Below are 18,942 nucleotides of genomic sequence, written 5' to 3' on the forward strand. Positions count from 1 at the left end.
GAAATCTAAGCTTTTTTTTATTATTTTTTATGATGATGGTCTTCTTCTTCATTTTCTGCAAGCAGATTTTCACGAACCTTTTTAAACAGATCTGATGAATACACAAACTCTACAATAGATTTATTTCTTGTTTCCAGTATCTGTTCGTTATCCCCTTCCCATTCTTTGATCCCGTTTTTAAGGAAAACGATTTTTTCGCCTATCTGTAAAACAGAGTTCATATCGTGGGTATTAATTACGGTTGTGATGTTGTATTCTCTTGTAATCTCCTGGATAAGTTTATCGATAACGATAGATGTCTCCGGGTCAAGCCCTGAGTTAGGCTCATCGCAAAAAAGATACTTAGGGTTATTTACAATAGCTCTCGCAATAGCTACCCTTTTCTGCATACCACCGGAAAGTTCATTTGGGAACTTACTGTTGGCATCTTTAAGGTTTACCCTGTCCAGTACTGCATTTACCCTTTCTTTTATTTCTTTACCTCTTTTATTGGTAAACATTTTTAATGGAAAGCCTACATTATCCTCTACACTCATAGAGTCAAAAAGCGCACTTCCCTGAAAAACCATACCTATTTCTGTACGCAACGCCCTTTTTTCATCAGGAGTGAGTTCAGAGTAAATTCTGCCGTCAAAAGAAATCGTTCCGGAATCCGGAGTATGGATGCCTAATAACGTTTTAAGCATAACTGTTTTACCGGAACCGCTTCGCCCAATGATCAGGTTTGTTTTACCGGTTTCAAAAGTGGTGGAAATTCCGTTTAATATCTTCGCTTCACCAAACGACTTTTCTATGTCTTTAACTTCTATCATGCGCTTAAAAGTAATTGCGTTATAATATAGTTCACTAAAATAATGGAAACACTCGTCCAAACAAAGGATGTTGTACTTGCTTTACCTACTTCTAGTGCGCCACCTTTCATATAATATCCGTGGAATGAAGGAATTGTTGCCAGTAAAAAGCCGAATATAAATGTTTTAAAGAAAGCATAAAACACATGGAACGGTATAAAATCTGTTTGTAATCCCTGTAAAAACTGGTCGCTGGCAACAAATCCGCCATAAACGCCTGCAAGCCATCCGCCAAGAATACCTAAAAACATAGACATCGAGATAACAAACGGATATAAAAGGAATGCAACAATTTTAGGGAATACAAGGTAGTTCAGTGAGTTAACACCCATAACTTCCAATGCATCTATCTGCTCTGTAACCCTCATGGTACCTATACTCGATGTAATGTAAGAACCGGCACGCCCGGCCATAATTATTGAAATAAAGGTGGGTGCAAATTCTAATATTACCGACTGCCTTGTTGCAAATGCAATAAGCGATTTAGGTATAATAGGGTTCGTAAGGTTAAGCGCTGTTTGTATGGCAACAACACCACCTATAAAAAATGAAATAAAGGCCACAATGCCCAGCGAGCCTATAATAAGGTCGTCTATTTCTTTGAAAATCAAAGGCTTCATTACCTTCCACTTAGTAAGTTTATTAAAAACCTCCTTCAGCATAAGGAAATAGCGGCCTATTTGGTGTAGTGCTCTTATCATTTAGACTCAAAAATATTGGCTAAATTACCGAATTGTAGCCAGTAATCGTTAATAGTTAATAGTTTTTTAATACAACTTCAGGTTAAAAGAGTTTCTCTTTCATCTTCTTCCAGCGGTAACTGCGGATAAATTTTGCCTGCTCGTTAGTAACAAGCAATCCCTTACCCGATTGTTTCGCTTTAAGGAAACCGTTAATATAGTCAATAAAGAGAAGCGGTTTCTTTTTTCTCATAGCAAGTTTCGCTCCCGCAATGGCGGTTATTATAAAACCATAACCAATAGAGTAGAATGCTTCCCCTTGTTTATAGCGTGCAGCCTTATTATAATTGGCACCTGTGGGTTTAAGGTGCTTTACTTTCAGGCGTTGTACCGTAACCACTTTCCAACCATAAAATTTAGCCAGCAGCTCGTCTACAGTATCCCAGCCCATAGCAGCACGCAAGCCCCCCATTTGTAAAAACAGTTCTTTACGATAGGCTTTAAAGGCTCCACGGATATGGTCTTTATCGGTAAGGTTTTCAAGTATCCAGTCACCATTTTTTTCTATGTAAGCAAAACCTCCGGCCATGCCCACTTTCTCATCACTCTTAAAAGCGTTAAGCACAGTTTCAAAATAATCAGGAGGAAGGATAAGGTCGGCGTCCAGTTTTACAATAATATCATACTCTTTATCAATTACCTCATATCCTGCCTGAAATGCCTGTATAACCTTACTGCCGGGCATATGCACCGCATCCGATTTTTTGTTTACCAATGAGATCCATGGATGTTTTTCTGCAAAAGCAGTAACTATGGCAGCAGTACCATCGGTAGAATTATCATTTACCACAATAGTTTTAGAAGGAAGCACCGTTTGTTCTGCGAGCGATTGCAGTGTAAGTGCCATAAAGGCTTCTTCGTTGTGCGCGGGAATGATCGTGTAGTATTTCATGGTTTGTGCCGAAAATGAATACAAATATCTCTATTTTTGTGCTATTAGAAAAGCGGAACCATTGAATAAGAAAGTTTTTGTTGTATTAGTAACCTATAATGGGGCTTATTGGATCGATAAGAATATAACTTCGTTGTTAAATTCCCGTTATCCGGTGAGCATAATTGCAATAGACAACAATTCTACCGATGATTCTGTCGCACTTCTTAAAAAATATCCTGGGGTGGATCTGATACAGTCTCCCGATAATTTAGGATTCGGCAAAGCCAATAATATTGGTGTGAAAAAAGCACTTGATCTTGGAGCAGATTATGTTTTTCTTTTAAATCAGGATGCATGGGTGTTTGAAGATACTGTTTCCGGTCTTATTGAAAAAATGGAACAAACGGAAGGTTTCGGAATAATGAGCCCAATGCATTTTTCCGGTGATGGTACAACTCTCGATAAAAGCTTTGAGACCTATTTTAAGCGAAAAGCAAGTAGAGTAGCCTCTCAAAATATTACTGTTGTATCTTTTGTAAATGCCGCTGCCTGGATGATAAGTAGTGAATGCATTGAAAAAGTAGGTTACTTTGAGTCCTTATTTGGGCATTATGGAGAAGACCGTAATTATTGCGACAGGGTAAGCTATCATAAACTCTTAATTGGTATTGATGAAAATTCCAAAATTTGCCATGATAGGGTAATTGTCCGTAATTTTAAGAAGGATGTAATCCAGTCAAAATATAAAATACTTACTTCACTACTCAATATCAATGCAGGTTTGTCTAAAAGTTACCTGCAGGGGCTAAAGGAAGTTTTTGGCTTGCCAAAATATTTTCTAAAGGCTTATGGTCTTGGCAAGTCAGTGAACATGTTTTTTAGCCTGCTTGGCTATTATATGCGATGGGTAGGTGATAGGAACACAATAAAAACAGCTCGTAATAATGCGAAATAATGGATAAAAAAGCATCTGTAAAACAGATTTTTCTCTATTCTCTTATTAATTATTTGGGTACGGCGATAGGTATTGTATCTACCGTTTTAATATATCCTAAAGATAAAGAGCTGCTGGGGACTATACGCTATATTGATAACATCTCTCAGCTATTGTTTCCTATAATGGTATTAGGTGCATCCCATGCGCTTATAAAATTTTATCCGGCACTGGACGAGCATAAGAGGAGACAGCTTTTTAATTACAGCATACTTTCTATATGTGTAATAAGCGTTATGGTGCTTGCCGGAGTTATGCTCTATACGGGTATTAGCAACGACAAAAATGATTACCTGTTTTATTTTGCTTTTCCCATAGCGGTATCGCTTGCATTTGTGGAACTCTTTAGGAAACAGGCTCAGGACCTCCAAAAGCTTGCAGTGCCTACATTGTATGAAAAGATAATCCCTAAAATTGCATTACCACTTGTTTTCCTTATGTTTCTTAATCACGTAATAGGAGCAGTAGAATCCATGCTGTATTATACAATATGTTACATTGTGGTTTTTGTACTAACTGCTATTTATCTCTTTAAACATTTTAAACCTGGATTTAATTACCGTTTTAAAACACTTTTTGGCGAAATTTCCAGGCGTGATTATTTTAGGTACAGCCTCTATGCTTTTGCAGGAAGCCTTGGTTCTTTACTGGCTTTCAGGATAGACGGCATTGTTATCTTTAATCTTATTTCTGAAGAAGCTAATGGTACTTTCACCATTGGTGTAAGCCTTGCTTCTGTGCTTCAAATTCCGGCAGTGGGTATGTTTGCGCTCTATGCACCTATAGTCTCAAAACATCTTAAGCTCGGGAATTTTGATGAGCTTAATACGAAATACAAAGAAGTAGCAAAGTTGCTTTTCTTTATAGGAGCAGTGTTGTTTAGTTGTATCGTCTTAGGAATTGACGATCTTTTCCACCTTATGCCTACATACGATAAGATTAAAGACAGTATTCCGATTGTGCTGATCTTGGGCTTTAGTGTGCTTATAAACATGGCTACGGGCTTTAATGGCGAAATTATTACCTATTCTAAATACTATAGGTTTAATTTAATAACCATATTGCTGCTCATCTTCCTGAATGTCTCACTAAACCTCTATTTTATCTATTATACAAATCTTGGTATTGTTGGCGTGGCTTATGCTTCTTTTCTTTCGATGACTTTATTCAATATCTCGAAATTGGTCTTTATTCATAAGAAGTTCGGATTGCTTCCATTTGATGCCAATTTTGGTAAACTGGCATTGGTATTTATCGCATCAGGCGTTGCAATTTATTTCCTGCCAAATTCTGAATCTCATTTTATAAACCTCGTTTATAAGACAGGACTCTCCTTGGCAATTAACATAACAGCCATATACAAATTAAGGCTCATCTTCCAGGTAAACCAATGGATAGATAAAGCCTTAAAAGTTATAAGAAAATAAGATATATCAGTATTTAAAGGCTGTTGAGTTTTTAAATACTGATTCTATTTTTGTAATTACATTTTGTATACAAAAGCATTGATGTTCATACCAGATCCAACTGATGCAAATAATACAACATCACCTTTGTTCAATTGCTGATTCTTTAAATGGTTTTTAACCATTAAATCATACAGCGTTGGTATAGTCGCTACACTGCTGTTGCCTAATTTACCAATGCACATAGGCATAACATGTTCAGTAGGCGTGAGGTCATATAGTTTAAAGAAACGCTGAACGATAGCCTCATCCATCTTTTCATTAGCCTGGTGAATAAGTATCTTTTTAAGATCTTTAATATCTATACCGCTGTTATCTAAACATTCCTTCATTGCAAGAGGTACCTGCTTTAAGGCAAACTCATATATTTTACGGCCGTGCATTTTTATATAACGCACATCATCATCATGACCATGACTGGTGTTAAATGAGTTGCCAAAATAAAGAAAGTAAGCTTCATCATAAGTAAATGAGGCTGTTTCATGGGCAAGTATACCACCTTCTTCTTCACTGGCTTCTATAATTGTTGCTCCGGCACCGTCAGAATAAATCATAGTATCCCTATCGTGCGGGTCTACAACACGAGAAAGTGTTTCTGCTCCAATTACAAGGCATTTTTTTGCCATGCCAGCTTTTATATATGCCTGTGCCTGTATAACGCCTTCAACCCATCCAGGGCATCCAAACAATATATCATAGGCAACGCATTTAGGATTTTTAATCTTAAGATTATGCTTTACCCTTGCCGCAAGACAGGGCACCATATCACCTTGTATAGCACCACTCTTTACATTACCAAAGTTGTGGGCCATAATAATATAGTCAAGCGTTTCAGGGTCTATGCCCGAATCTTTAATGGCCTTTTCGGCTGCAAAAAAGGCTATATCTGAAGTTAACAGATTATCTTCCACATAACGGCGCTCTTCAATGCCGGTGATCTGCTTAAACTTTTCAGTAATTATTTCGTTAGAATAATTAAGCGGAGTGCCATCGTCATTTAGGAATACATGCTTTGCGAAGTCAAGATTTGTGACGGTTCGGTTAGGTATATAACTGCCTGAACCTGTAATTCTGATACTCATGTTCTCCTGTAATTTTAAAGCTAAGTTAAACATTTAAATGATATACGGAAGTCAAAACTGCTATGCGTGCATATTATTTAAATAAAAACTGCATATTTGTTATAAATTTTCCGAAAGTCTTAATTTATAGGGGTCGATAATTTTATTTTCATAATGGTAGCTATAGATAATGCACGCGTTTTTATTTTTTCTGCATTAGCTCCTGAGAATAAACTATTTGTGGTTTCTTCAAAATGTTTCAGCCAGGTAGCAAAGTGTTCGTCAGTAAGTTTTTCTTTGCTGTTAAGGCCTAAATGTACCTGCATTACATTGTTGCGGTAGCCGCCTGTATGAAAAATACTAAGTTCCCAAAAATCTGTAATTATTGGCAAATGTTCTTCCAGGTTAATTCCGGCAACATCGGTAAAAATATAATTAATGGTGTCGTCTTTTAGTAGTCTGTTATAAAACTCTCTCATTAATACTTCGAGATCGGCACGTGTTTCAATATCTTTCATGATAATGGTATTTGCTGTAAATGTCACAAATTAGCGCTAATTGATATATGACATATATCATGCCATGAATAATTTTTTAAAGCGTTGCAATTTATATGATTTACATTAAAAAAGAAAAGGCTGCCATTTGGCAGCCTTTGTATTAGTTTTCCATGTAAGCCTCAATTGGCGCACAAGAACAAACAAGGTTCCTGTCTCCATAGGCATCATCAACCCTGCGTACACCAGGCCAGAATTTGTTCTCATGAAGATACTCCATCGGGAATGCCGCTTTTTCTCTTGTATAAGGTAAATCCCAGTTATCAGTAGTAAGCATTGCTAATGTATGTGGTGAATTTTTCAATACATTGTTTTTATCATCGGCTGTAGCCTCTTCAATTTCCTTACGGATAGAGATCATAGCATCACAAAAACGGTCCAGCTCTTCAAGGTTTTCACTTTCAGTAGGCTCGATCATTAATGTTCCTGCAACCGGGAAAGATACGGTAGGAGCATGGAAACCATAATCCATCAAACGTTTTGCGATATCCGTTACCTCAATTCCGTTAGCTTTAAATGGACGGCATTCAATGATCATTTCGTGAGCAGCTCTTCCCATTTCTCCACTGTAAAGTGTGTCAAAGTGACCGCTTAATCTTTCTTTAATGTAGTTTGCGTTTAATATAGCATGCTGAGTAGAACTCTTAAGTCCTTCTTCACCAAGCATAGTAATGTAGCCGTAAGAGATAAGGCAAACCAGTGCAGAACCCCAAGGAGCTGCAGAGATCGCTGTGATCGCTGTACTACCACCTGTAGGTATAACCGGGTTTGTAGGTAAGAACGGAACTAAATGTTCTGCAACACAAATTGGTCCAACACCTGGTCCACCACCACCGTGAGGGATAGCAAATGTTTTGTGAAGGTTAAGGTGGCAAACGTCTGCACCAATAGTTGCAGGGTTTGTTAAACCTACCTGTGCATTCATGTTAGCACCATCCATATAAACCTGACCGCCATTTTCATGGATCATTTTTGTGATCTCGATAATAGAAGCCTCATATACACCATGTGTAGAAGGGTAAGTTACCATTAAACACGCAAGGTTGTCTTTATATTGTATTGCTTTTGCTCTTAAATCTTCAACGTCGATATTTCCGTTTTCAGATGTTTTTGTAACTACAACCTGCATACCTGCCATAGTAGCGGTAGCCGGGTTAGTTCCGTGAGCAGAAGCTGGTATAAGTGCAATGTTTCTGTGGTGATCACCACGAGACTGGTGGTAGGCACGGATAACCATTAATCCGGCATATTCACCTTGTGCACCAGAGTTTGGCTGTAATGTAGTACCGGCAAAACCAGTAATAACATTAAGCTGCTCCTCTAATTTTTTAAGCATTGCCTGATATCCCTGTGCCTGCTCAAGTGGAGCAAACGGGTGAAGGTTGTTCCAGTTTGGCATACTTAGCGGCAGCATTTCTGATGCAGCATTTAGCTTCATGGTACAAGATCCAAGAGAGATCATAGAGTGGTTAAGGGCAAGGTCAAGACGCTCCAGTTTTTTAATGTAGCGCATTATTGCCGTTTCACTATGGTATTTGTTAAACACATCGTGTGTAAGGAATGTGCTTGTTCTGTTTAATGAAGCAGGAATAGTGTTTACGTCTCCAAGAGCAGATACCGTTTCGGCAGTTGTTCCGGTAGCTTCAGCAAATACAGCAAGTATATCGTTAACGTCTTTTGTAGAAGTAGTTTCGTTAAAAGAGATCGATACAGTATCGTTATCTACATAGTAGAAGTTAATTTCTTTTTTCTCGGCAGCAGCTTTTACTTTAGCAGCATCCGCTTTTACAAGGATAGTGTCAAAGAAAGAAGTGTTAGTCTGAGTAATACCCATTTTGCTAAGTGCTCCTGCAGTTGTAGTTGCAGAGCGGTGTACTTTGTCTGCAATGTACCCTAATCCCTGCGGACCATGGTAAACAGCATACATACCTGCCATAACAGCAAGAAGTACCTGAGCGGTACAAATGTTAGAGGTAGCTTTTTCACGCTTAATGTGCTGCTCACGTGTTTGAAGTGCCATACGTAATGCGCGGTTACCGTTAGCATCAACCGTTACACCAATGATCCTTCCCGGCATACTTCTTTTGTACTCTTCTTTAGTAGCAAAGAATGCAGCGTGAGGTCCACCGTAACCCATTGGGATACCAAAACGTTGTGTAGTACCTACAACAACATCAGCACCCATTTCTCCAGGAGAAGTAAGTTTTACTAAGCTCAATATATCTGCAGCAACTGCGATCTTGATTTCGTTTTCTTTCGCTTTAGAGATAAAAGCAGCATAGTCATAAACCTGGCCGTATTTACCTGGATACTGTAGTATAGCACCAAAGAAATCGTTACCAAATTCAAATGTTTCGTGATTACCTATTATAAGCTCAACACCAATTGGTGTAGAACGTGTTTGAAGTACCGAAAGTGTTTGTGGCAATATCTCTTCAGAAACGAAGAATTTATTAGCATTGCTTTTCTTTTTGTCACGTGTACGCACATCAAACAAAAGGGCCATAGCCTCTGCAGCTGCTGTACTTTCGTCAAGAAGAGAAGCATTTGCTATCTCCATGCCTGTAAGCTCTATAACCGTAGTTTGGTAGTTTAACAATGCTTCAAGACGCCCTTGAGCGATCTCTGCCTGGTAAGGCGTATAAGCAGTATACCATCCAGGGTTTTCAAAAATGTTTCTCTGGATAGGTGCAGGTACAATAGCAGGGTGGTAACCCAAACCGATGTAAGACCTGTAAATTTTATTCTTATTACCTAATTGCTGAATATGGTTAGCATATTCGTATTCTGTCATTGCAGGCTCCAGGTTTAATGGTGCCTTAAGACGGATATCATCCGGTAGTGTTTCGTATATCAGTTGGTCAATAGATTCGACACCAATGGTCTTGAACATGTGTTGCAGGTCGTTCTCTCTCGGGCCAATGTGTCTTAAAGCAAAAGCATCTGTTCTCATGTGTTTCGTGTGCGTTGTTTTTAGAGGCACAAAATTAGTTATTTATATTGAAATTTTAATGCCTTTTTTCATTGGAATTTTGTGATATTTTCAGCTTAAATCCGTTGTTGTTAAGAGATTGATTATTTTTGTGATATGAAGACCCTAAAACGCCTCTTTAACATCTATATCTACGGTAGTATGCATGTAGGGTTATCTGTATTTGCCTTAGTGCTAATGACCAACCATATGCTGTACCTCCCTTTTAACCCGGCTGTTGCTGTTTTTGCGTTTTGCGGTACGATGTTCAGTTATAATTTTATGAAGTACGAAAGTGTCATCAGGCATAAAAAACCGCTAAACAATCACCTTAAGGTAATATTTAGTTTAACTGCTGTGGCATTTTTAGGAGCCTGTATAAGTTTTTTGTTTTTAGAAAGAGTAACACAAATAACTGCTGTTGCCTTCTTCGGGCTCACAGCACTTTATACCGTTCCGTTTTTTCCTAACACAAAAAACCTGCGAAACTGGAGCGGAATTAAGATCTATATCGTTGCATTATGCTGGGCGGGAATAACTATAGTACTCCCTTTAATGGATGCCAATGTGCCCATTACCACCGATGCCTACCTGAAATTTGGACAGCGATTCCTACTGGTCATTGTACTTATATTGATTTTTGAGATCATCGATCTAAGTGAAGATGATCCGTTCCTTAAAACAGTACCTCAGCAAATTGGCGTAAAGAGAACCAAATGGCTCAACTTGTGTTTACTGGTGCCTCTTTTCTTTTTGGAGTTCTTTAAAAGCACGGTAGATCCCCGCCAGCTTGTTGCAAATTTCTGCCTTGCCGTTACGGCAGCACTTTTTACCATTTATGCGCACCCAAACCGCAATAAATATTATACGCTGTTTTGGGTAGAGAGTATCCCTATATTTTGGTTAGGATTAGTAATACTCGTTAACTATTTATAACCGGCTAAGTGCTTTCTGCAAATCACCATATATAAATTTAAAGCCATTATCGGTTAGTCGTTTTGGTATCACGTTTCTGCTTTTTAATACCAGTTCGGTTTCTGTGCCTATTACCCCTGCACCAATTTTTAAAAGGCTTTCGCCGATAGGAATTCCAAAAGGTGCATTTACCCTCTCACGGATGGCTTTCATAAAATCCCTGTTTGGAATAGGGGTAGGAGAGACTACATTTACCACACCTTCCATTTCCTTGTTAAGAATATAATCTATTGCACGGGCAAAATCTTTTTCGTGTATCCAGCTCACAAATTGTTTTCCACTGCCTTGTTTTCCACCAAAGCCCAATTGTGCCAAGCGTTTTAACGGAATAAAAGCACCGCCTTTTTTACCCAATACTATAGAAGTTCGCAAAGCTGTCTTTTTGGTATTCGGAGTTTCAGTCTGGAAAAAAGCTTTCTCCCAAACTTTAGCCACATTCATAGAGAAATCATGACCAATTTCGCCATTTACCTCATCCATTTGTTTATCGGTAGAATGCCTGTAGATGGTAGCTGTAGAAGAGTTAAGCCAGTATTTTGGAGGATATGTACATTGTAATACTGCTTTATTGAGTATCACAGTACTGTCTATTCGTGATGCCATAATCTCGTTTTTGTTCTTTTCGGTATAACGGCAGTCTACAGATTTTCCTGCCAGATTGACCAGAACATCAGCATTTTCCAGTTCAGCTTCCCATCCTGTTAGGCTTTTAGCATCCCAGTGAAGATATCGAACGTTCTTTTTAGCGGTAGATTTTCCTCGTGTTAACACTACAATGTCTTCCACTTTATTCTCAAAATGACTTATAAGTGCCTGACCTAAAAATCCAGTTCCGGCAGCAATGACTAATTTTTTCATGTTATTTGGTACAGGTTATTATGTAATATCCAAAATTGTTCATTTGTGCCCCGGATAATAAAGCAAACAATGAACCTTTAAGATTTTTGATACTTTGAGGTTTTAGATGCTCTTTTTTAAGAAGCTTTTTTATGATAAATCCACCAATGGCAAAGGGAACATGTAAAACTGAAGGAGCTACATGCATAGATATATCTTCAATATTAATGTTTTTAAAGCCGATATCTTCCAGCATCTTTTTTACATTGTGAACATCGCCTAGTTTTTCAAGGCTCCAGCCATCACAAAGGTTTTTATAGCAGTATACTCCGCCAATGCATAATTGCTGCATTTCTTTTTTAAGAAAAGCATCAGCAACGACCAGTTTGGCACCGGGTTTAAGTATACGGAACGCTTCACTGAATGATACTTTGCTGTGCCCAGAATGGCAAAAGCTTTCGATAGCAAGAGCGCCGTCAAAACTTTCATTTTCAAAAGAGGTATTGTTGTAGTCTTCTTTTTTTATTGTGCCGTTAAGACCTTTAAGTATTTTGTTTCCTTCTGCTGCCTGAAACTCAGATAGTGTTACCCCGGTAATATTCAAACCTGCATATTTTTTTAATCCGTAGCGCATGGTACCTCCCATGCCACATCCAAGATCACATAACCTTTTATTTCCGTTAATATCCAAACGGTTATATACCTGCCTGTTCATTTCGTTAAGCATACTATCTCTTTTAAAAGGGTTAGTTTGTAACGGGCTGTAGTAACCAAAATGCATATTAAAATCTTTGCTCCAAAACTCATAATCTTCGGTAGCCTCATTGTAAAAATCGGCAGTTTCAATAGTATTTGTTTCTTTAGCAATTTGGTTTGATTCGAAATAAATTGAAGTACTCATGACAAGTGATTTAAAGGTTATAGTATCCGATAAGGTTGTATATTAATAATAAAGTATATACCACAGCAAATAATACAAACAGTATATTCATACAATAGCTGCCTATTTTAAAATGTAGTTTTTTGGGGATATCATACATAGGGTAGTAGGCTATTTGCGTTGCTACTTTACCTACCCAGTAGGCGGCAATCAAGGCAGTTATGGCAACAGCCAATGCAGTTTGGTTCTTAAGGTCATCTGTTAGCAAAATGGCTATGAGTCCAAAACTAAAGTTGAGACCCTGAATATATCTGCCATAAGTTTTGGCAATTTCCTGATTTAAAGGTTTTAGTTTTTTTACATCATTATACCAGTCAAATACTTGGTGACGTATGTAAGGATAAATAAGCGCTGTAAATATTTGACCTATACCACCTAGTATAATCAGCCAATTGGGGATAGTAAAGTTCATAATTTGTTTATTTAAGGTTGATTGTTTTATTTTTAATATTGAAGTTTCAGAAAATATTGAAACATACAATTAAATTTTTTTACTTCATGATCTTCATGACCAGTTTACCTAGCCAGTTGTCTTTAAATTCGGTTGCTTTTTCTAGCATATTGTCGGCTTTAAGTACAAAGTCATATAGTTTGGTTGTCTGCTCTGTAAAATGTTTTGCCTCATCTGTTTTGTTTTCTTTCACAGCAGATGATACTTCTTTTAAAACCTTAAGTGCTGGTTTAATTTCGCGCTTGCTGCGTTCCTGTGCAATTTTTACAGCCAGCTCATCAAGGTCTTTTTCGGCAATAAAAAACTCTTTGCGTTCTCCTTGCTTAAACTCTTTGTATACAATTCCCCAATCCATTAAGGCACGAAGGTTCATACTGGCATTTCCGCGTGATATTTGCAGTTCTTCCATAACGTCTTCCATAGAAAGCGGTTCGGGAGCAATCATAAGCAACGCATGTATTTGAGCCATCGTTTTATTGATGCCCCATTGAGAACCTAATGCTCCCCAGGTTTGTACAAACTTATTTTTTGCTTCCTTGAATTCCATACATCAAATGTATAACATTATTTCTAAACTTTCAAAAATAAATGAAAGTTATTTCTAGTTGATTGAAAATCAGGTAAAAATACCTATTTGTAGGGATGTTTTAATGCTGAGATTTGTATGAGATTTGTTTTGTAAATAAGTACTTATGGAAGTAGAAGTGTCAGATAAACTAATAGCGGTTACTACTATGCTTTTCATACTAAGCATGATAAGTGAAAGGATAATTACTTTCATAAAATTATGGTGTGTAAAAGGGAGGTCATTTTTGTTTATTGTAGTTTCTGATGACGTAGATACAAGTATAAGAGCAGTGAATCCTGCCGAGGAAGCAAAAAGATCGAGAAGTATATTAGCTATTAATCTTACAGTCAGCTTTCTTATTGCCTTGCTGTCAAAAGCCAGCCTGTTTGATATGTTTTCATTTTCAGACGCTCACCCTGAAATTTGGAATAACCTTTTTAGCTGGCAAAACGAAACGTTTTCTTTTAGCTTTGAATCAGTTGCAAGGCTACTTTCCATAATTTTTGGTTGTGCCCTTACCGGATCTTTCATCAGTCTGGGTTCAAAATTTTGGCATGATTTGCTTGATTTACTATTGCAGGTTAAAGATTTAAAAAAGAATCTTAATGAACAGGCTGGTACAGGTTTAAAGCTTGGTGAGAGAGCAAATGAAATTAAACAAGAAAAGGAAGTTATAAAAGCAGCTATTTCTCCTTATAAAAAGCAGTTGATACAAATTGAAAATATAGTAAAAGTGCTTACAAACGATAGTGGCGAGGAGACTATTTTAGAAGTGTATGTAAAAGGGGATTTTGATGCTCAATTAATACCTAAAGCTATATTTTACAAAGATCTGCACAACAAAGAAAAAAGTATAAGAGTCGAAATTCTAAAAGGAGCCAATCCGGAAATTCAAAGTGATCTCTGGCCTGCAGATGCTATTGCTAATATCTGGCCTTATAAAGGAAACACAGGGAGTAATGGAGGTAAAGTGTATGATAAGACTACGGGAGAAGAATACTTTATGACTTGCTTTCATGTTGTTAAGTCACCATCACACAACTGGAGTGATAAATATCCCAATACAGACATTTCTATTAAAAATATAGATAACGGTACAATCTGCGGTACAATAAAATTTACCTGCAGGAATACCAAAGTTGATGTTAGTATTGTAAAACCCAATGAAAAAACCAATCTAAAAAGTACAATACCGGGTATTGGAACACCTTATTTTTCGCGAAATATAGGAGGAGACGATGTGGCATACAAAACTAAGGTGAAAAAATATGGTGTTACAACAAAATTTACCGAAGGCTATATTTTTGATGATGATGCTCCGGTAGAGATTAGTTATCTCGATGGAAGCTCAGTAATATTTAATAGCCTGATCATAATTAAATCATTACATACAGAACGATTTTCAGACAAAGGAGATTCAGGCTCATTTATAATAGATGAGTACAACTATCTTATAGGGATGTTAGTAGGTGGATCCGGAGATAAAAGTTATGTAATGCGAATAAACGAGATTTTTGATATAACCAACACTAAAATAAATCGATTATGAAAAATTTTACATTTATCCTACCATTCATTTTTATGGGATGTTGTCTTTGCAATGCTCAAAATAATGTTATCACTTTTGTTTATGAAAATAATACACATCGGGTAAAAGAAATGCCATCGAAAGCAGATTTTTCCACAGATATTCGTGTAGTACAGGAAGGTACGTGTGCGGGATTTAAGATTACAAAAGTTAACAGGGCTGATACTTTTACAATAACAACTTCAGGTTCGGAATTTGTTATCAGTGGTATTCCTGAAACTTCAGAAGAGATAAAAATAAATGTTACCTGTAATGGAACATCGCCAAAAAATGAGCTAACGATAAAGCGTGTGACTAAAGAAAAAGATACGGAAGAAGTCCCTGTTCCAGATCAAAATCAAGGCAAAGGAAATACTAAGTATGATTCAGAGTACAATTATTTATTAAGTACAAATCCCGATTTTAATAATCGTGCAGTTATTTACGATAGGAAAAAGAATTTAGCCCGTTATTTTTTTAATAAAGATGGTATTCTACTTAGTATGGCTCCTGTAAATATTGATGCAAATGATTATTATGAAGTGAGTATGATTGTACCGAAAGTCGACCAAAATAAATATTATATGACAATGGACTGTGAATATAATCCTAGTGATTTATCACAAAGAATAACGGCCATTATTGATAAAGCAGGCAGTCAGAGTGGGGGAGATTCGCAAATTGAGTATGTGAAAATTACACAAACATTCAGTCCATGTACAGATAATGCAAAAATATTATTTTATAAAGATGGCGTTGAAATGGCAAATCATTATGATATTAAAAAGATCAATTCGCTCCATCATTATGAATTGGCAGCTTCTTTTGTCTCTACAGATTTAATAAACCCTGAATTTGATGTTTTCCCTTTAAACGCTACTCAAAACACTATCAGGGAAATCAATAATTCTAAAAGGACAATGGTTACTTTTAATGTTATATTTTATTGGAAACCAACAATAGAGTGGATAAAGAAATTATCTAAAAATAAGGAAAACGATGATTCCAATGTTACAGATGGTCGTGATGTATATAAAGAGGCTACATTTTGGGAGCGTTTAAATCCAACTTTTGGAGTTGCTTTAAATAACGCATGGGATGAAAACTTTTTTATGGGTGGTACTTTTGAATTTGCACGTGGAGGAAATCTTACTGCCGGCTGGCATTATGGTAAAGTAACACAGCTTTCTGATGAGAATTTTAAACTGGGACAGGATGTTTTTACAGGTGCTAAAGATGATATAAAAGTTACCGATGCCTGGAAGTGGGGCTTCTATTTCGGGATAACGCTGGATGCAAGAATATTTAATAGCCTTTTTGCAAGAAATTAATCTAATGGATTCTATTTCATATTATAAATCAAAACCCCAAAAGTCATAAACTCTTGGGGTTTCTTTTAATAGTCTAATAATCCAGATATCTATAACAGTCCTGCTCTTTTAAGCAATGCTTCTGGTTTTGGTTCCTGTCCGCGGAAACGTTTGTACAAAACCATAGGGTGCTCTGTACCTCCTTTAGACAATACATTGTCTTTAAATTTGGTTGCCGTTTCTTTGTCGAAAATACCTTTCTCCTGGAAGTATTCAAAAGCGTCGGCATCCAATACCTCAGCCCATTTGTAACTGTAGTAACCTGATGAATAACCACCCTGGAAGATATGTGAGAAAGCTGTACTCATAGCATTTTCGGGCACTTCAGGGTAAAGCTGTGTCGAAGCAAATTGCTCGTTTTCGAATGCTTTTAAGTCGGTTATACCACTTGGGTCGGCACTATGCCATCCCATGTCTAATAAACCAAAGCTAAGCTGGCGCATGGTAGCAATACCTTCCTGGAAACTTGCACTTTCTTTTATCTTAGTAATGTATTCCATTGGTATAACCTCACCTGTTTGATAGTGGTGGGCAAACAGTGCTAAAGCCTCAGGCTCATAACACCAGTTTTCCATTACCTGACTTGGGAGTTCAACAAAATCCCAAAATACACTTGTACCCGAAAGACTTGGGTAAACCGTATCGGCAAGCATACCATGTAATGCGTGTCCAAATTCATGGAATAATGTAGTCACCTCGTTAAAAGTAAGCAGTGATGGTTTGGTTTCAGTTGGCTTGGTGAAATTGCACACGATAGATACGTGCGGCCTTTCGTTTACAGCGTCTTTTACATATTGTGACTTGAACGATGTCATCCATGCCCCATTGCGTTTTCCTTTACGCGGAAAGAAATCGGAATAGAAGATAGCCACAAGATTATCGCTCTCGTCTTTTACCTCATAAGTAGTAACATCTTTGTGGTACTTGTCAATATCCTGAACCTCATTAAATTTTAATCCGTAAAGTTTCCCGGCAATGGTAAAAGCACCGTTAAGTACGTTTTCCAGTTTAAAGTAAGGCTTCAGTTTTTCATCATCAAGATTGAAAAGTTTTTGCTTTAGCTTTTCAGAATAGTAAGCACCATCCCATTTTTCCAATTGTTCTATGCCATCCAGTTCTTTGGCAAATGCTGTAAGTTCAGCAAATTCTCTTTGGGCAGCCGGTTTGGCTTTCGCTAAAAGATCCTGTAAAAAGGTTTTTACCTTTGTCGGACTCTCAGCCATGCGCTCTTCCAGTACAAAATCAGCATGCGATGCATAACCTAATAATTGGGCGCGGTCATGACGAAGTTTGGCAATCTTTAAAACGATCTCTCGGTTATCAAATTCATTGTTCTGGAAAGCTCTTGCGCCAAAGGCGATAGCCAATTCTTTACGCAGTTCACGATTATCGGCATAGGTCATAAACGGGACGTAACTAGGATAATCTAAAGTAAAGATCCAGCCTTCTTTATCATGGCTTGCAGCAATTTCACGGGCAGCTTCTATAGTTCCTTCAGGTAATCCCGAAAGATCAGCTTCATTCGTGATGTGCAGTTGGTAAGCATTGGTTTCTGCTAATACATTCTCGCCAAATTCCAGGCTTAGTTTAGATAGCTCTTTGTCAATTTCACGAAGCTTGCTCTTTTTGTCCTCTTGCAGGTTAGCACCATTACGGGAAAAACTTTTGTAGTTTTTATCCAATAAGGTTATTTGCTCTGGCGTAAGCCCTAAAGTATTTTTTTTGTTATATACCGCTTTAACTCTTTCGAATAGCGCAGTATTAAGGCGAATGTCATTGCCAAATTCTGATAAAAGCGGAGAAACTTCTAAAGCGATCTTTTGGATATCGTCATTTGTTTCTGCCGAATGCAGGTTAAAGAAAATGTTTGACGTACGATCTAAAACATCACCGCTAAAAGACATGGCAGCAATGGTGTTTTCAAAGGTTGGTTCCTCCGGGTTGACAACAATAGTATCAATTTCTTTACGGGCAATTTCTATTCCTGTTATAAAAGCAGGTAAAAAGTCTTCGGTTTTTATGCTGCTAAAAGGAGCAGTGTCGTGTTTTGTAGTAAACTTTTGAGTAAGTGCGTTCATTGTTTTAAATTTTTTCAGGATGCCTAATCGGTTAAAAAAATGCCTTGATAATGCTGGGTCATTAGCATCATCAAGGCAATTATATAGTGTTATTATGTTTATTTGGTTTCGGCATCATAGCTTTACCAAAGCTACAAAACTAATTTTTATTTTTCAGGCTGTCCGATGCTTTGTTTACAGCATCCTTAAGGCTTAATTTATATGCTATTATTTTAGCTTGAACCAGTTTGTCATGGCTGCCTAAAATTTGTGCTGCAAGTATACCCGCATTTTTAGCACCATTTAGTGCTACTGTAGCTACAGGAACTCCCCCTGGCATTTGCAGGATAGAAAGGACACTGTCCCATCCGTCAATAGAGTTGCTCGATTTTACCGGTACACCAATAATCGGTAGAGGAGACATTGAAGCTACCATTCCAGGAAGATGCGCCGCGCCGCCAGCACCCGCAATAATAACAGAAATACCGCGCATGTGAGCACTTGTGCTGTATTCAAAAAGTTTCTCAGGTGTACGGTGAGCCGATACAATATCTACCTCGGTTTCAATGTTGAACTCTTTTAATATGTCTATGGCTTCCTGCATTACCGGCATATCCGATATACTGCCCATTATGATTCCTACTTTCATTTTTCTTGTTGTTG

General features: G+C 37.5%; 17 protein-coding genes. 5 read left to right on the forward strand and 12 right to left on the reverse strand.

All coding sequences use genetic code 11. The features are described from left to right. Positions 1–20: 20 nt before the first annotated feature. The 3 genes from EPI11_RS03310 to EPI11_RS03320 form a co-directional block, all read right to left on the reverse strand. Positions 21–812, reverse strand: coding sequence for an ABC transporter ATP-binding protein (locus EPI11_RS03310; protein ID WP_128388536.1), 792 nt, complete (start codon positions 810–812; stop codon positions 21–23). After that, positions 809–1,552, reverse strand: a complete 744-nt coding sequence (locus EPI11_RS03315) for an MlaE family ABC transporter permease (RefSeq protein WP_128388537.1) — start codon at positions 1,550–1,552, stop codon at positions 809–811. The genes EPI11_RS03310 and EPI11_RS03315 overlap by 4 nt, the downstream gene beginning before the upstream one ends. Before the next feature lie 82 nt (positions 1,553–1,634). Further along, the gene (locus EPI11_RS03320) at positions 1,635–2,483 is read right to left on the reverse strand and encodes a glycosyltransferase (RefSeq protein ID WP_128388538.1); all 849 of its coding nucleotides are present in this window, start codon (positions 2,481–2,483) and stop codon (positions 1,635–1,637) included. A gap of 61 nt (positions 2,484–2,544) precedes the next feature. On the opposite strand from EPI11_RS03320, the gene EPI11_RS03325 reads away from it, so the two are divergent. Together EPI11_RS03325 and EPI11_RS03330 are read left to right on the forward strand one after the other, a co-directional pair. Continuing rightward, a complete protein-coding gene (locus EPI11_RS03325) occupies positions 2,545–3,420 on the forward strand; it encodes a glycosyltransferase family 2 protein (RefSeq protein WP_128388539.1) in 876 nt (291 codons plus the stop codon). Beyond that, positions 3,420–4,886 carry a lipopolysaccharide biosynthesis protein gene (locus tag EPI11_RS03330; RefSeq protein WP_128388540.1) on the forward strand — a complete coding sequence of 489 codons (1,467 nt, stop codon included), beginning with the start codon at positions 3,420–3,422 and terminating at the stop codon, positions 4,884–4,886. The genes EPI11_RS03325 and EPI11_RS03330 overlap by 1 nt, the downstream gene beginning before the upstream one ends. Before the next feature lie 56 nt (positions 4,887–4,942). Here the strand turns inward: EPI11_RS03330 and EPI11_RS03335 are convergent, their stop codons facing one another. The 3 genes from EPI11_RS03335 to gcvP form a co-directional block, all read right to left on the reverse strand. Further along, entirely contained in the window at positions 4,943–6,007 is a 1,065-nt protein-coding gene (locus EPI11_RS03335) for a 3-oxoacyl-ACP synthase III family protein (protein WP_128388541.1), read from the reverse strand. Between the two features lie 119 nt (positions 6,008–6,126). Further along, positions 6,127–6,504 carry a group III truncated hemoglobin gene (locus tag EPI11_RS03340; protein WP_128388542.1) on the reverse strand — a complete coding sequence of 126 codons (378 nt, stop codon included), beginning with the start codon at positions 6,502–6,504 and terminating at the stop codon, positions 6,127–6,129. A gap of 142 nt (positions 6,505–6,646) precedes the next feature. Next, positions 6,647–9,496 carry an aminomethyl-transferring glycine dehydrogenase gene (gene gcvP / locus EPI11_RS03345; RefSeq protein ID WP_128388543.1) on the reverse strand — a complete coding sequence of 950 codons (2,850 nt, stop codon included), beginning with the start codon at positions 9,494–9,496 and terminating at the stop codon, positions 6,647–6,649. 135 nt (positions 9,497–9,631) lie between these two features. On the opposite strand from gcvP, the gene EPI11_RS03350 reads away from it, so the two are divergent. After that, positions 9,632–10,450 (forward strand): UbiA prenyltransferase family protein, encoded by an 819-nt coding sequence (locus EPI11_RS03350; protein WP_128388544.1) that lies wholly within the window; start codon positions 9,632–9,634, stop codon positions 10,448–10,450. Here the strand turns inward: EPI11_RS03350 and EPI11_RS03355 are convergent. The 4 genes from EPI11_RS03355 to EPI11_RS03370 form a co-directional block, all read right to left on the reverse strand. Further along, positions 10,445–11,347 carry a TIGR01777 family oxidoreductase gene (locus EPI11_RS03355; RefSeq protein ID WP_128388545.1) on the reverse strand — a complete coding sequence of 301 codons (903 nt, stop codon included), beginning with the start codon at positions 11,345–11,347 and terminating at the stop codon, positions 10,445–10,447. The genes EPI11_RS03350 and EPI11_RS03355 overlap by 6 nt on opposite strands. A gap of 1 nt (position 11,348) precedes the next feature. Then, the gene (locus EPI11_RS03360) at positions 11,349–12,227 is read right to left on the reverse strand and encodes an SAM-dependent methyltransferase (RefSeq protein WP_128388546.1); all 879 of its coding nucleotides are present in this window, start codon (positions 12,225–12,227) and stop codon (positions 11,349–11,351) included. A 10-nt stretch (positions 12,228–12,237) separates the two neighbouring features. Beyond that, complete coding sequence (locus EPI11_RS03365) at positions 12,238–12,678, reverse strand: hypothetical protein (RefSeq protein ID WP_128388547.1); 441 nt, start codon at positions 12,676–12,678, stop codon at positions 12,238–12,240. Between the two features lie 79 nt (positions 12,679–12,757). Further along, positions 12,758–13,264, reverse strand: coding sequence for a GbsR/MarR family transcriptional regulator (locus EPI11_RS03370; protein ID WP_128388548.1), 507 nt, complete (start codon positions 13,262–13,264; stop codon positions 12,758–12,760). A 145-nt stretch (positions 13,265–13,409) separates the two neighbouring features. Between EPI11_RS03370 and EPI11_RS03375 the strand changes: the two genes are divergently transcribed. Both EPI11_RS03375 and EPI11_RS03380 read left to right on the forward strand, forming a co-directional pair. Beyond that, positions 13,410–14,834 carry a hypothetical protein gene (locus EPI11_RS03375; RefSeq protein ID WP_128388549.1) on the forward strand — a complete coding sequence of 475 codons (1,425 nt, stop codon included), beginning with the start codon at positions 13,410–13,412 and terminating at the stop codon, positions 14,832–14,834. Then, entirely contained in the window at positions 14,831–16,183 is a 1,353-nt protein-coding gene (locus tag EPI11_RS03380) for a hypothetical protein (protein ID WP_128388550.1), read from the forward strand. Before EPI11_RS03375 ends, EPI11_RS03380 begins: the two co-directional genes overlap by 4 nt. Positions 16,184–16,272: 89 nt before the next feature. Here EPI11_RS03380 and EPI11_RS03385 read toward each other — a convergent pair whose 3' ends face one another. Further along, a complete protein-coding gene (locus EPI11_RS03385; protein ID WP_128388551.1) occupies positions 16,273–18,300 on the reverse strand; it encodes a M3 family metallopeptidase in 2,028 nt (675 codons plus the stop codon). Between the two features lie 139 nt (positions 18,301–18,439). Further along, positions 18,440–18,928 (reverse strand): 5-(carboxyamino)imidazole ribonucleotide mutase, encoded by a 489-nt coding sequence (purE, locus tag EPI11_RS03390; RefSeq protein WP_128388552.1) that lies wholly within the window; start codon positions 18,926–18,928, stop codon positions 18,440–18,442. Positions 18,929–18,942: the final 14 nt, after the last annotated feature.

Source organism: Flavobacterium cerinum, assembly GCF_004028155.1.
Lineage (GTDB): Bacteria > Bacteroidota > Bacteroidia > Flavobacteriales > Flavobacteriaceae > Flavobacterium > Flavobacterium cerinum.

What these genes read in the sequence shown, in the direction of transcription:
- EPI11_RS03310 (WP_128388536.1), bottom strand. Translation starts at nt 812, where the DNA reads ATGATAGAAGTTAAAGACATAGAAAAGTCGTTTGGTGAAGCGAAGATA.
- EPI11_RS03315 (WP_128388537.1), bottom strand. Translation starts at nt 1,552, where the DNA reads ATGATAAGAGCACTACACCAAATAGGCCGCTATTTCCTTATGCTGAAG.
- EPI11_RS03320 (WP_128388538.1), bottom strand. Translation starts at nt 2,483, where the DNA reads ATGAAATACTACACGATCATTCCCGCGCACAACGAAGAAGCCTTTATG.
- EPI11_RS03330 (WP_128388540.1), top strand. Translation starts at nt 3,420, where the DNA reads ATGGATAAAAAAGCATCTGTAAAACAGATTTTTCTCTATTCTCTTATT.
- EPI11_RS03335 (WP_128388541.1), bottom strand. Translation starts at nt 6,007, where the DNA reads ATGAGTATCAGAATTACAGGTTCAGGCAGTTATATACCTAACCGAACC.
- EPI11_RS03340 (WP_128388542.1), bottom strand. Translation starts at nt 6,504, where the DNA reads ATGAAAGATATTGAAACACGTGCCGATCTCGAAGTATTAATGAGAGAG.
- gcvP (WP_128388543.1), bottom strand. Translation starts at nt 9,496, where the DNA reads ATGAGAACAGATGCTTTTGCTTTAAGACACATTGGCCCGAGAGAGAAC.
- EPI11_RS03350 (WP_128388544.1), top strand. Translation starts at nt 9,632, where the DNA reads ATGAAGACCCTAAAACGCCTCTTTAACATCTATATCTACGGTAGTATG.
- EPI11_RS03355 (WP_128388545.1), bottom strand. Translation starts at nt 11,347, where the DNA reads ATGAAAAAATTAGTCATTGCTGCCGGAACTGGATTTTTAGGTCAGGCA.
- EPI11_RS03360 (WP_128388546.1), bottom strand. Translation starts at nt 12,227, where the DNA reads ATGAGTACTTCAATTTATTTCGAATCAAACCAAATTGCTAAAGAAACA.
- EPI11_RS03365 (WP_128388547.1), bottom strand. Translation starts at nt 12,678, where the DNA reads ATGAACTTTACTATCCCCAATTGGCTGATTATACTAGGTGGTATAGGT.
- EPI11_RS03370 (WP_128388548.1), bottom strand. Translation starts at nt 13,264, where the DNA reads ATGGAATTCAAGGAAGCAAAAAATAAGTTTGTACAAACCTGGGGAGCA.
- EPI11_RS03375 (WP_128388549.1), top strand. Translation starts at nt 13,410, where the DNA reads ATGGAAGTAGAAGTGTCAGATAAACTAATAGCGGTTACTACTATGCTT.
- EPI11_RS03380 (WP_128388550.1), top strand. Translation starts at nt 14,831, where the DNA reads ATGAAAAATTTTACATTTATCCTACCATTCATTTTTATGGGATGTTGT.
- EPI11_RS03385 (WP_128388551.1), bottom strand. Translation starts at nt 18,300, where the DNA reads ATGAACGCACTTACTCAAAAGTTTACTACAAAACACGACACTGCTCCT.
- purE (WP_128388552.1), bottom strand. Translation starts at nt 18,928, where the DNA reads ATGAAAGTAGGAATCATAATGGGCAGTATATCGGATATGCCGGTAATG.